The organism is Rhodococcus sp. SG20037, assembly GCF_031763325.1.
In the GTDB taxonomy this organism is placed as follows: Bacteria; Actinomycetota; Actinomycetes; order Mycobacteriales; family Mycobacteriaceae; genus Rhodococcus_F; species Rhodococcus_F qingshengii.
Window position 1 is genome coordinate 4,525,114 of the sequence record NZ_CP134497.1, and the last position, 12,267, is coordinate 4,537,380.

A 12,267-nucleotide genomic window follows, 5' to 3' on the forward strand; every position below is an offset into this window, starting at 1 on the left:
GTCTCATTTATCTCCGCGGGCGTTACGCAAATGACTACAGACGCCAAGGCTTTTCTCAGGTTCGGCGTGCAAGCTGAGTCCATGAGCGACGATCGGCCACGACCCGCCCGGGGACGCACTACGGTGTATCGACCCGTTCGCCTCGCCCTCGCAGCCACGGCTGTGGCGGGAGCACTCGCAAGCGGCGGACTTTCACTCGTTTCTTCTCCCACTGCCACGGCACTCGCACCGGACACGTCGGCTTCTCACACCAAGAATCCCGTAGCGAAGCGGCCCGTCGTGGTCGCCGGATTCGGAACCCCGGACGCCGTCTCCAACGGTTCGTGAGTACTCCGCGCTCGGCCTCCGAGTGGCTCACGTGGGGGGTTCAGGCCCGGGTCGTCGTCACCGACCCTGAAGTCCTTCCCTCCGCGGCCAGCCTGGTTCGCGGGTACCTCACCGCTGCCGACGCCGCCACCAATCGAGATCGTGCCGACTCCGAGATTCGTACCTATGTCAGCGCCGCGAGCAACGTCGACGGCGTCGCCGTGACCCCGATGTTCGCGCACTTCCTCGAAGACGCGTTGGCTGTCGCACGACTGACCGACGGCAAACTCACGCCGACGGCCGGGTCGGCAGACCCTCACTCCTGGTGGAAGATTCGCGTCGAGAACAACCGCGTGTACAGCCCGGACGACGTCGTTCTCGATCTGTCCGCGACGGCCCGCGCCAGTTCAGCGGACCACTGTGCCGCGTCCACTGCGACTCTTCTCGGGTGTGGCGTGCTGGTCGGCCTCGGCGGGGACATCGCGGTTGCCGGCCCGGCGCCGGAAGACGGCTGGCAGATTCAGGTGCAAGACCTGCCCGGCGACCCGACCTGCCAGGTAGCACTTCCGTCCGACTGCGGGATCGCCACGGCCAGCACCGTCAAGCCACTGCACCGCGAATCGACGGCGACGCCGATGTGGCGCACGGTGTCGGTGATTGCATCCTCCTGCGCCCAGGCCGCCGCATTCAGTCGGGTTGCGGTCGGCATGGGCGGTTCGGCCATCGACTGGCTACATCAACTCGACGTACCCGCCAGGCTGGTCGACCAGGAGTACCGCGTGACGGTTCTGGGCGGCTGGCCTGACGAGTAACTCGCCTCAGTTCTGCAGTCGTACTGCGTAACCGGCGCGGTCGAAGGCCGTCAGAAGTTCCGCCTTGTTGTCCGGACCACGCGTCTCGACGGTGAGGAAGACTTCCACTTCGTCGAGTGCAAGTTCGCCACCGGTACGGGAATGGATGACATCGACCACGCTGGCGCCGTTCGCTCGAACCACTTCGAGCAACGAGACCAGTGCGCCCGGCCGATCGTCGATGGTGATGTGAACGCCGAGGAACCGTCCGGCCGCTCGCAGACCGTGCGAGATGACGTGCGTGAGAAGTAGCGGATCGATGTTGCCGCCGGAAAGCACGGCGCACACCGGCCCTGTCAGTCCCAGCTCCTCCGGAGTGCAGGTCATCAAGGCCGCGACGGCCGCGACGCCGGCCGGTTCGACGATGAGCTTGGCGCGTTCGAGGCACAGCAGGAGCGCCTTGGACAGCGCTTCCTCGCTGACCGTCACCACGGCGTCGACATGGGCGGCTACTTCGGCGAACGGAACCTCGCCCGGGCAGCCAACGGCGATACCGTCTGCCATCGTGGACATCGACGCCAAGGCGGTCGGCTTCCCGGCTGCCAACGACGCCGGCCAGGCGGCCGCGGTCTCGGCTTGCACTCCGACGATGCGGACCTGCGGGCGCACAGCTTTGACGGCTGCAGCCACTCCCGCGATCAAACCGCCGCCGCCGGTGGGAACGAGGATCGTGCCGACCTCAGGCAGTTGCTCGAGGATTTCGAGCCCCACAGTCCCCTGCCCCGCCACGACGTCCTCGTGGTCGAACGGGTGGACCAGAACTGCTCCGGTTCGGTCCGCGAATTCGCGAGCGGCCACGAGCGCTTCGTCGACAGTCGAACCGTGCAGGTGGACCTGAGCTCCATATGCCTTGGTGGCCACCAACTTCGGCAGCGGCGCACCCGTCGGCATGAAGACGGTCGACTTGATTCCCAATTCTGTTGCAGACCAGGCAACTCCCTGCGCATAGTTACCGGCACTGGCCGCCACCACGCCCGCTGCCCGTTCCTCTGCGGAAAGATTGGCAATGCGGTTGTACGCACCGCGCGGTTTGAAAGAGCCGGTGCGCTGCAGATTTTCACATTTCAAACTCACGGCGAAGCCGGTGGTTTCGGACAACACTCGCGAGGCCACGACCGGGGTGCGTCGCATGACCGGGGCGAGCAGTTGCTGTGCAGCCTTTATCTGTTCGAGATTCACGCATGCCTCCAGAAAGTGCGCCTCCACACCCTCGTGAGGTGTGAAGGCGCACTGCAGATTCGAAGTCGAATTACTGTAGAGCGAAGATCAGGACAGCGCTTGCTCGATGTCGCCGACCAGATCGGAGGCGTCTTCGATGCCGACCGACAGGCGAACCAGATCGTCGGGAACCTCGAGAGCGGAACCGGCCGTCGAGGCGTGGGTCATCGCACCGGGGAATTCGATGAGGGATTCGACTCCGCCGAGAGATTCTGCCAGCGTGAAGATCTCGGTGCGCGAGCACAGGTCGAGAGCTGCCGCCTTGCCGCCCTTGAGGCGGACGGAGATCATGCCGCCGAAGCGTCGCATCTGCTTGGCCGCGACCTTGTGCGACGGATGCGAAGCCAGTCCGGGGTAGATGACGCTGGCAACCGCGGGGTGGCCGTCGAGCAATTCGACGACCTTCTCCGCGTTGTCACTGTGACGCTCCATGCGCAGCGCCAGTGTCTTGATTCCGCGCAACGTCAGGAACGCGTCGAAGGGGCCGGGAACGCCGCCGGATCCGTTCTGCAGGAAGGCAAACGCGGTGTCCAGTTCTTCGTCGTTGCAGACGAGAGCGCCACCGACCACGTCGGAGTGTCCGCCGATGTACTTGGTCGTGGAGTGCAGCGCGATGTCGGCACCGAGCTGCAGCGGCTGCTGCAGGTACGGCGAGGCGAAGGTGTTGTCCACCACGATCTTTGCGTTGCCCTCGTGGGCGACCTCGGCAAGGAGCTCGATGTCACCGATATTGAGCAGCGGGTTCGTGGGCGTCTCGACCCAGACCAGCTTGGTGTTGGACTTCATCGCCGCGCGCACCGCATCGACGTCGGACACCGGAGCCGGGGTGTACTCGATCCCCCACTGCGTGAACACCTTGTCGATGAGACGGAAGGTTCCGCCGTACGCGTCGTCGGGGATGACCAGGTGATCGCCGGGTCGAAGTACCGAACGGAGCAGGCAGTCGGTGGCCGCCATTCCCGAACTGAACGCTCGGCCGTAGGTTCCGGATTCGAGCGCGGCGAGGTTCGCCTCGAGTGGGCGACGGGTGGGGTTACCCGTTCGCGCGTACTCGAAGCCACTGCGCATTCCACCGACGCCGTCCTGGGCGAAGGTGGAACTCGCGTAGATCGGCACGTTGACCGCACCGGTCAGCGGATCGGGTTCGTAACCCGCATGCACCGCTTTCGTGGAGAAACCCTGCCAGCTGATGTTGTCGGCCTTGCTGCGTTGCTCACTCATGGTCCCCAGCCTAATGGCGCCGGTGCCGGCGCAGGAATCCGAACTCAGGAATCCGAACTCAGGAAACCCAGGAGATCGTGGCGCGTGATGACACCGACCGGCTTGCCGTCGTCGACGACCATGAGTGCGTCGGTGTCCCCGAGCGCCTTCGTGGCAGCCGAGACCGGCTCGCCGGAACCGATGAGCGGGAACGGCTTGCTCATGTGCTTCTCGACGGAATCCGCAAGGTGCGCACGGCCTTCGAAGACCGCGCTCAGCAGATCTCGCTCGGACACACTTCCGGCGACCTCGCCTGCCATGACCGGCGGTTCCGCACCCACGACGGGCATCTGGGACACGCCGTACTCGCGCAGGATCTCGATCGCATCGCGCAGGGTCTCCGACGGGTGGGTGTGAACGAGGTCCGGCAGCTCGCCCGACTTGCCACGCAGAACGTCGCCGACGGTGGGGACGTTGGTCTTGCCGTCGAGTGGGGTGCGCAGGAATCCGTACGACGCCATCCACTGATCGTTGAAGATCTTGGACAGGTAGCCGCGGCCACCGTCCGGGAGGAGGACGACGATCAGGGCGTCAGGACCCTCACGCTTGGCTACTTCGAGGGCAGCGACGACGGCCATACCGCAGGAACCGCCGACCAGCAGTCCCTCCTCGCGGGCGAGGCGACGCGTCATCTCGAAGGAATCGGCATCCGAGACGGCGATGATCTCGTCCGGGATGGACGGGTCGTATGCCGACGGCCAGAAGTCTTCGCCGACGCCTTCGACCAGATACGGACGACCGGTGCCGCCGGAGTAGACGGAGCCCTCGGGGTCTGCGCCGATGACCTTGACCTTGCCGCCCGAAACTTCCTTGAGGTAGCGGCCGGTGCCGGTGATGGTGCCGCCGGTGCCGACGCCCGCGACGAAGTGCGTGATCTTGCCGTCGGTGTCGGCCCAGATCTCGGGGCCGGTGGTCTCGTAGTGGCTCTCCGGTCCGCCCGGGTTGGAGTACTGGTTGGGCTTCCAGGCGCCGGGGATCTCACGGGTGAGACGGTCGGAGACGCTGTAGTAGCTGTTCGGGTTGTCCGGCGCGACGGCCGTGGGGCACACGACCACCTCGGCGCCGTAGGCGCGCAGGACGTTGCGCTTGTCTTCGCTGACCTTGTCTGGGCAGACGAAAACGCACTTGTATCCACGCTTTTGCGCCACGAGCGCCAAGCCGATTCCGGTGTTGCCCGAGGTCGGCTCGACGATGGTGCCGCCCGGCTTCAGTTCACCCGAAGCCTCGGCTGCGTCGATCATCTTGACGGCGATGCGGTCCTTGGAGCTACCGCCAGGGTTGAGGTATTCGACCTTGGCTGCCACCGTGCCGAAGTTTTCGCCCGTGACGGACGTGAGCTTGACGAGTGGGGTGTTGCCGATGAGGTCGACGACGTGTTCCGCGATGCGCATTCGTCCATGTTCCCAGATGAAAGAAAACGGTGCGCGCGGACGTCGGGCGAAGGTGGTGCAATCCGGCTAGATTGGCAAGTGTGAGTCGAACCGGACTGAAAGCGTCGGTGGCCACGGTGGTGGCCGGATCGAGTGCAGGCACGCTCTCCTGGTTGGGCTACAACTATCTGATGTCGCAGGCGGGGGCGGCCCGCGGGGTGATCGGTCGCAATATCGCCAAGCCACCCGAGGCGGATGGGGTGTACGCGCCCGGCGCCGACAACCCGGAACTCTGGTGGCGGGCCGTGCCCTTCGATCTCCACTTGATGATCTTCGGCGATTCGTCTGCGGCCGGCGTCGGCGCGCTGACGGCCTCGGAAGTACCGGGTGTTCAGGTCGCGAAGCTGCTTGCGAGTGAAACCGGGAAGCGAATCCGTTTGAGCACCAAGGCCATCGGGGGCGCCACCTCCCGCGGGTTGAGTGGGCAGGTCGACGCCATGTTCGTCGCCGGTCCTCCCCCGGACGCTGCGGTGATCCTGATCGGCGCCAACGACGTCACCGCCAAGAACGCGATTCACGCGTCGGCTAAACGCCTCGGCGACGCGGTTCGACGCTTACGCGAGAGCGGCGCCGTCGTTGTTGTCGGCACCTGCCCGGATCTGGGGGTGGTCACGGCGATCCCGCAACCTCTGCGCTCCGTGGTGCGTGAATGGGGCCATCGCCTCGCACTCGCCCAGGCGGCCGCGACCAGAAACGCCGGGGGTCATCCCGTTCCACTGGCCGACCTGCTGGCCAAGGAATTCCTGGCCTCGCCCGACACGATGTTCTCGGCCGACCGTTTCCATCCGTCCGCGGCCGGATACGAACTCGCGGCGAAGCAGATCGTCCCGGTTCTCGCGTCGGCTCTGGGTGAATGGCAGGGTGGCCCGCTACCCGAGCTCCCCCACGTTTCAGAGGCGGCGCAAGCCCGCACCGTCGCGGCCCGACTGACGGCGGCGGCAACCCAGTGGAAAGCCTTCGCGAGACGCACCAAACCTGCAGGTCAGCGCCCCGACGTCAACTGAGTGAGACTGCGTGACCACCATCTGGGAGCGGCAACGTAAATTGTAAGTCGAAGCTGCATTCAACTTGCCCTGCTCGACGGCGTTTCAAGCCGCCCGCGAGCAGTACACAAAAGGAGTTTTCATGCCCGAGGCAGTAATCGTCTCAGCAGTACGGTCGCCCATCGGCCGCGCAATGAAGGGTTCGCTCAAGGACATCCGCCCGGATGACCTCGCAACTCAGATGGTTGCCGCCGCGTTGGCAAAGATCCCCGAGCTCGACCCCACCGAGATCGACGACCTCATGCTCGGTTGCGGCCAGCCCGCCGGTCAGTCGGGCTTCAACATCGCCCGCGTCGTCGCCGTCCAGCTCGGCTACGACTTCCTCCCCGGTGTCACGGTCAACCGTTACTGTTCCTCCTCGCTGCAGACCACCCGCATGGCGCTGCACGCCATCCGCGCAGGCGAGGGCGACGTCTTCATCTCCGCCGGCGTCGAGTCCGTCTCCAGCTTCATCACCGGCAACGCCGACGGCCTCCCCAACACCAAGAATCCGCTCTTCGACGCAGCGCAGGCCCGTAGCGCCAAGCTCGCCGAAGGTGGAGTCGCCTGGACCGATCCTCGCGAAGAGGGCCTGATCCCCGACGTGTACCTGGGTATGGGCCAGACCGCGGAGAACGTCGCTTCCGCCACCGGAATCACCCGCGAAGACCAGGACCGCTGGGCAGTTCGCAGCCAGAACCGCGCCGAGGAAGCCATCGCTCGCGGCTTCTTCGAGCGTGAGATCACGCCCGTCACGCTCGCCGACGGCACCGTCGTCTCCAAGGACGACGGCCCCCGCGCCGGCACCACCTACGAGGGCATCAGCGGCCTCAAGCCCGTCTTCCGCCCCGACGGCACCGTCACCGCCGGCAACGCCTGCCCGCTCAACGACGGCGCAGCCGCACTGGTGATCATGTCCGACACCAAGGCGAAGGCACTCGGCCTGACCCCGCTCGCTCGCATCGTCTCCACCGGCGTCTCGGGCCTGTCCCCCGAGATCATGGGCCTCGGCCCGATCCAGGCCGTCAAGAACGCCCTGAAGATCGCCGGCAAGTCGATCTCCGACATCGACCTGTTCGAGATCAACGAGGCATTCGCAGTGCAGGTCCTCGGATCCGCTCGCGAACTGGGCATCGAAGAGGACAAGCTCAACATCTCCGGTGGCGCGATCGCGCTGGGTCATCCCTTCGGTATGACCGGTGCCCGTATCACCAACACCCTGATCAACAACCTGCAGGAGCAGGACAAGACCTTCGGCGTCGAGACCATGTGTGTCGGCGGCGGACAGGGCATGGCAATGGTGATCGAGCGCCTCAGCTGATCCCCTGAGCACGTCGAAAGCGGCCGCCCGGCTTCTGCCGGGCGGCCGCTTTCGTGTGGTCGTGTTTCAGGAAGTCGTGAACTTCCGAGCAAAACTCCCCAACTCGCGAATCAACTCTCGCGCAGCGTCGTCCTCACGCTGCACGGCAGCGCGAGCTTCGTCCGCCCATCCGTGACGGAGCAGTCGTTTGGCGGCAAGGACTGCCGGTCCGACGTTGGCGGCAATCTGCTCGGCACTCCCGCGGGCGCGTGCCTGTACCTGGTCGGCCGGCACGGCGGCTGTCGCCAGTCCGTAGGCGGCAGCTTCGACGCCGCTGAGCCACCGGGCCGACAGGATCAGCTCGGCGGCTCGCTGCGTTCCGATCACCTTGGGCAGCAACCAACTACTGGCAGCTTCGGGAGCTGTACCCAGCGAAGTGAACGGTGCACGCAGACGTGCGTCCTCGGCAACGTAGACGACGTCGCAGTAAAGCAGCATGGTCAGGCCGATGCCGACGGCAGCGCCGTGTACCGCGGCGATCAATGGCTTCGGGAACTCCACCAGCGCGACGATCAGCGGCGCGAATGCGTGGCCGAAGTCGGCGTTGTCTGCGCCTGGTTCGGCGAGTGCGCGTAGGTCGACGCCACTGGAAAATGCCTTGCCTGCGCCCTCGACGATCACCACGGCCACGGCTTCGTCCGACGCCGCGTCGTCGAGCGCTTTGGTGAACGCTCGAAAACCGGCTGCATCAAATGCGTTCAGGCGACTCGGATTATTGAAGGTCAGCGTTCGCACTGCTCCGGCATCCGCGACCAGGATGGGTTCAGAGGTGTTTGTCGACATTCGCTCCCCTTCGTTCCAAACCAAGCAGTTGCTAGGTATCCAAGCACCGTAACCGTCCACAGACGACAAAAGAAGGGCCCCTCGCGGGGCCCTTCTTCGTGTTACGGATCGACTCGAGAACTAGTCGTTGTTGAAGTAGCTCAGCAGACGCAGGATCTCGACGTACAGCCAGACCAAGGTGACGGTGAGGCCGAATGCGACGCCCCAGGCTGCCTTCTCGGGCGCCTGTGCGCGGATCAGCTGATCAGCGGCGTCGAAGTCGAGCAGGAAGCTGAAGGCTGCGATGCCGATGCAGACGAGGCTGAAGATGATGGCGACGGTTCCACCGTCACGCAGTCCCAGTCCGCCCTCGGTGAAGAAGCTCGCGACGAGGTTACCGAGCGCCAGAACGACAACACCGATCAACGCACCGATGATCATTCGCGTCAGACGAGGTGTCACCCGAATCGCACCGGTCTTGTAGACGACCAACATGCCGAAGAACACGCCGAAGGTTCCGAGGACCGCCTGCGCAATCAGCATCGACGCGTCAGCGCCTTGGAGCTGGAAGGTGAACATGAACGACAGCGCACCGAGGAACAGGCCCTCGGCCGCGGCGTACGCCAACACGATTGCCGGGTTGTCCATTTTGCGACCGAACGTCGCGACCAGAACCAGAACGAGGCCGACGAGACCGCCGCCGATGACCAGCGGGGCTGCGAGATCGGCGTTGTTGTTGACCAGGAAGTACGACACCAGTGCCGAGATCGTCAGCACACCGAGCGTGATGCCCGTCTTGGTGACGACGTCGTCGATCGTCATGGCCCGCGAGGTGGGACCGGTCTGGTACGGCTCGGCCGGAGCGTACTGCGGCTGACCGAACTGCTGGGTTGCCTGCGAGGCGCCCGCCGTCGCAGATCCGAACGAGGCGTATCCGTTGCCCTCTTGCTTGGGCAGATTGCGGAACACCGGGTTGCTGGTGGTGCGCACCGTGATCATCCCTTCATCGTGGTGGCCTACGACGGGTGCGTCGCGGGTTCGCCGGACGGATCCGAGTTTCCGACACGGTCCGTGTACCTGACTAAAAGTAAAGCACTCGTAATTTACAACGTCGAAGCTTCGGTTGTAGTTCCCGGCGCATTTCCGGAAGATCAACACTCGTCGACACTCGTCCCATTTCGATACTAGGACGGTTTGACCGACTTCATCACGATGAACTTCGCGTTCTTCGCCATCGCCTCGCTCGGACCCACCGCGGCTTTCAACGGTTCGCGATACCCCAGATGCGCGTTGTGAACAGTCCACAACTCGCCACCGGGACGCAGGACACGGCCGGCAGCTTCGAACATCTTGAGTGCTCCGCCGGTGTGGACCGCCGCGCCGACGTGGAACGGCGGGTTCAACAGAACCAGATCCGCGCTCGCACTGGGCAACGAACTCACGGCGTCGTCGCGCAGGCCGCTCACTCGATCGCCGACGCCATTTGCGGACGCGGTCGCCAGAGCCGAAGCGACGGCTGCCGAGGACTGATCCGTTGCGATCACGTGCACGTCCGGGAACTTCCGCGCGATCGCCGCCGCGAGAATACCGCTGCCACAACCCAGGTCGATCACGTCACTCAGCGGATCGACCGCAATCTTTCCGAGGTTCTCCAGGAGCAACCGGGTGCCGATGTCCAGGCTCGCACCGGCAAACACGGCGCCGTGAGCAACGACGTCGAGGTCGAATTCGTCGAGGCGTTCGGTCATCGGGAACGTGATAGCAACCTCGGCCTTCGGTTCCGAAGCCTTGAGTACGCGGGACTTCTGCCGTCCACGCGAGGCGCTGACGTCGGAAAACGATTCGCCGAGAACCTTGTTCATCGCCGGGGTGATGTGCTTGTCACGCCCACCGGCGAAGACACGAACCGCCGGGTCGGCGTGGAGCGCGATCAGCTGAGCGATCTCGGCAAGTTCGGCGAGGCTACGCGGCAATTGCATGAGCACGACGCGGGCGCCGCTGAGCAACTCCTCGTCCAGTCCGTGCGAGGTGAAGGCGTCACTGAATCCGAGTTCGCGCGCATTGTTCGCGAGGGCCAGCTCTCCGGTGAGCGGATCCTGGTGAACGCGCACGGCGGCGATTCCGTGCACGAGCGCAACACCGGCAGTCAGCGCACCGTAGTGATCGCCGATCACGACGACGGTGCCCGCCGGTGCCGCGGCAAGAGCGTCGGCGGCCTCGTCGAGGATCAGACGATCAGCCGCATCGACGGCAAAGAGATTGGGTGCCTCGACATCGGGGAATCGGCGCAGACGATCGAACAGTTCGGGTGTGTCGGACATGCCACCAGTCTTTCAGGTGGAACTACGCAACACTCAATCCCCCGACCAGCAGGTGATCAGTTCGACATCCCTGTCAGTTCGACATCCACTGCACGACGTTGTCGACGGTTTCGCGTTCGGTGCGGAATCCGTTCACCGGGTGGTCGGCGTCGGGGTATCCGAACGAGATCGCGCAGACAACCTTGCGAGTGTCGTCGATACCGAAATGCTCGTGAATGAACTTGGAGCTGCCCGCGAGCGCCGCCTGCGGAATGGTGGCGACCCCCAGACTCTGGGCCGCGAGCAGGAAGCTGTTCACGTACAACCCGCAGTCGACTGCGCCGTAGGTGCCCAATGCCTCGTCGGTGGTGATGATCGCGACGTGGGGAGCGCCGAAGAGCTCGAAATTCTTCATCGTCTGTGCCGCGGATCCGGCGCGGTCACCGTGCTCGATTCCGACGCTCGAATACAGCGCCATCGCGCAGTCGAACCGACGCGACTTGTAGATGCCCTGGTACGCGCGCGGGAACTCGAAGTCCGACTCCTGGGCGTTGGCCATCACGTACTCACCGAGGCCGGCGCGGAATCGCTCGGTGCCCTCCCCTTCGGTGATCGCGACCTGCCACGGTTGCGTGTTGCACCACGACGGCGTCTTCTGCGCCAGCCGAAGGATCTCCTCGATCACCTCACGTGGCACCTGACGGTCCTCGTAGGCGCGGCAGCTGATCCGGGCGTCGAGCAACGCTTCCAGGCTCGTATCCACGACGATGCTCTCGGTCATGTGTTCTCTCCTCGATCAGGCTGCACTACAACACTTCGCACGATAGAACTACCGCCTCGACGCAATCGTCAGCGGGTCACCTTTGCGAAGGCCGCCACCAGCTCGCCGAACTCTGCCATCGCCGCATCCGGATCCGGATCTACTGCCGCCAGCGCGACCAGCACATCGGTGGCACCGGATTCGAGCAGCTGCTCGGCGCCGATCATCGTCGCCGGGAGGTCGATCGAACCGTCGGACCCGCGTACGACGGTCAGTCGCCCACGGACCTGCAATTCCGCTGGATCGCGTCCGAGATCCGCCATCGCTTTGCCGATGACGTCGATCCCTTCACGTAGGTCCTCGTCCGCGGCACCCATGATCGGAATCCACCCGTCACCCCAGGTTGCGACGCGTCGTACAACGGCCTTGGAGAGCGAACCGGACACCCAGATCGGGATTCCAGCGGCCGGACGGGGCGCGCAGTACACGTCGTCGAACTTCAGACGAGGGGTGTCGATGCTCGCCGGCGCCGAACTCCACAGGGCCCGGCACACTGCGAGAGCGTCGTCGAGCAGTGGTCCCCTTTTACCGAAGTCCATACCTGCCGCCTCGTATTCACGTTCCTGCCAACCTGTTCCGACGCCAAGGTCGAGTCGGCCCCCGGAGAGCAGATCGAGTGTCGCGGCCGTCTTGGCCAGTACCGCTCCCCCGCGCAGCGCCGCGATGACGATTCCGGTCCCCAAGCGAATTGTCTTCGTCTGTCCGGCAACAAAAGCCAGGACGGTCAGCGGCTCGAGCCAGTTGGCGTCGGGCTCGGTGGGGAACGCCGACCACGTGTACGCCGAGTTGTCCGAGCCCATCACCACGTGATCGGTGACGAGGACCCGGTCGAAGCCGGCAGCTTCCGCGTTCTGACAGACCTGCACGAGTTTCGCGTAGGAGTCCTCCGCGAGAGTGGTGCCGAAGTTGGGAACGTTCAGACTGAAAGTTGTCATGTG

Annotated in this window: 12 protein-coding genes; 4 read left to right on the forward strand and 8 right to left on the reverse strand. The window is 64.8% G+C overall.

The genetic code is table 11. The annotated features are described in order from the left end of the window. Window positions 1–81 precede the first annotated feature (81 nt). Entirely contained in the window at window positions 82–327 is a 246-nt protein-coding gene (locus RHP72_RS20590; RefSeq protein ID WP_153211881.1) for a hypothetical protein, read from the forward strand. Further along, entirely contained in the window at window positions 324–1,118 is a 795-nt protein-coding gene (locus tag RHP72_RS20595; protein ID WP_003943281.1) for an FAD:protein FMN transferase, read from the forward strand. Before RHP72_RS20590 ends, RHP72_RS20595 begins: the two co-directional genes overlap by 4 nt. Before the next feature lie 6 nt (window positions 1,119–1,124). On the opposite strand, the gene ilvA is transcribed toward RHP72_RS20595, so the two are convergent. The 3 genes from ilvA to RHP72_RS20610 all read right to left on the reverse strand — a co-directional run bounded on the left by ilvA (window position 1,125) and on the right by RHP72_RS20610 (window position 5,026). Further along, entirely contained in the window at window positions 1,125–2,288 is a 1,164-nt protein-coding gene (gene ilvA, locus RHP72_RS20600) for a threonine ammonia-lyase (protein WP_311094889.1), read from the reverse strand. 135 nt (window positions 2,289–2,423) lie between these two features. Continuing rightward, window positions 2,424–3,596 (reverse strand): cystathionine gamma-synthase, encoded by a 1,173-nt coding sequence (locus RHP72_RS20605; protein WP_007728802.1) that lies wholly within the window; start codon window positions 3,594–3,596, stop codon window positions 2,424–2,426. 44 nt (window positions 3,597–3,640) lie between these two features. Further along, window positions 3,641–5,026: a cystathionine beta-synthase gene (locus RHP72_RS20610; RefSeq protein WP_003943292.1), complete on the reverse strand. Its 1,386-nt coding sequence runs from the start codon at window positions 5,024–5,026 to the stop codon at window positions 3,641–3,643. A 71-nt stretch (window positions 5,027–5,097) separates the two neighbouring features. On the opposite strand from RHP72_RS20610, the gene RHP72_RS20615 reads away from it, so the two are divergent. Together RHP72_RS20615 and RHP72_RS20620 are read left to right on the forward strand one after the other, a co-directional pair. Continuing rightward, the gene (locus RHP72_RS20615) at window positions 5,098–6,069 is read left to right on the forward strand and encodes an SGNH/GDSL hydrolase family protein (RefSeq protein ID WP_042448870.1); all 972 of its coding nucleotides are present in this window, start codon (window positions 5,098–5,100) and stop codon (window positions 6,067–6,069) included. Between the two features lie 121 nt (window positions 6,070–6,190). Beyond that, on the forward strand, window positions 6,191–7,408 hold the full coding sequence (locus tag RHP72_RS20620) for an acetyl-CoA C-acetyltransferase (protein ID WP_019744600.1): 1,218 nt from the start codon (window positions 6,191–6,193) through the stop codon (window positions 7,406–7,408). 66 nt (window positions 7,409–7,474) lie between these two features. Here RHP72_RS20620 and RHP72_RS20625 read toward each other — a convergent pair whose 3' ends face one another. The 5 genes from RHP72_RS20625 to RHP72_RS20645 all read right to left on the reverse strand — a co-directional run bounded on the left by RHP72_RS20625 (window position 7,475) and on the right by RHP72_RS20645 (window position 12,264). Next, window positions 7,475–8,230: an enoyl-CoA hydratase/isomerase family protein gene (locus tag RHP72_RS20625; protein WP_075833959.1), complete on the reverse strand. Its 756-nt coding sequence runs from the start codon at window positions 8,228–8,230 to the stop codon at window positions 7,475–7,477. Window positions 8,231–8,350: 120 nt separating this feature from the next. Further along, entirely contained in the window at window positions 8,351–9,199 is an 849-nt protein-coding gene (locus RHP72_RS20630; protein WP_020970268.1) for a Bax inhibitor-1/YccA family protein, read from the reverse strand. A 194-nt stretch (window positions 9,200–9,393) separates the two neighbouring features. After that, the gene (locus RHP72_RS20635; RefSeq protein WP_047270315.1) at window positions 9,394–10,530 is read right to left on the reverse strand and encodes a class I SAM-dependent methyltransferase; all 1,137 of its coding nucleotides are present in this window, start codon (window positions 10,528–10,530) and stop codon (window positions 9,394–9,396) included. A gap of 73 nt (window positions 10,531–10,603) precedes the next feature. Beyond that, window positions 10,604–11,290, reverse strand: a complete 687-nt coding sequence (locus RHP72_RS20640; protein ID WP_003943290.1) for a nitroreductase — start codon at window positions 11,288–11,290, stop codon at window positions 10,604–10,606. 68 nt (window positions 11,291–11,358) lie between these two features. Further along, the gene (locus tag RHP72_RS20645) at window positions 11,359–12,264 is read right to left on the reverse strand and encodes a TIGR03619 family F420-dependent LLM class oxidoreductase (protein WP_311093760.1); all 906 of its coding nucleotides are present in this window, start codon (window positions 12,262–12,264) and stop codon (window positions 11,359–11,361) included. Window positions 12,265–12,267 lie beyond the last annotated feature (3 nt).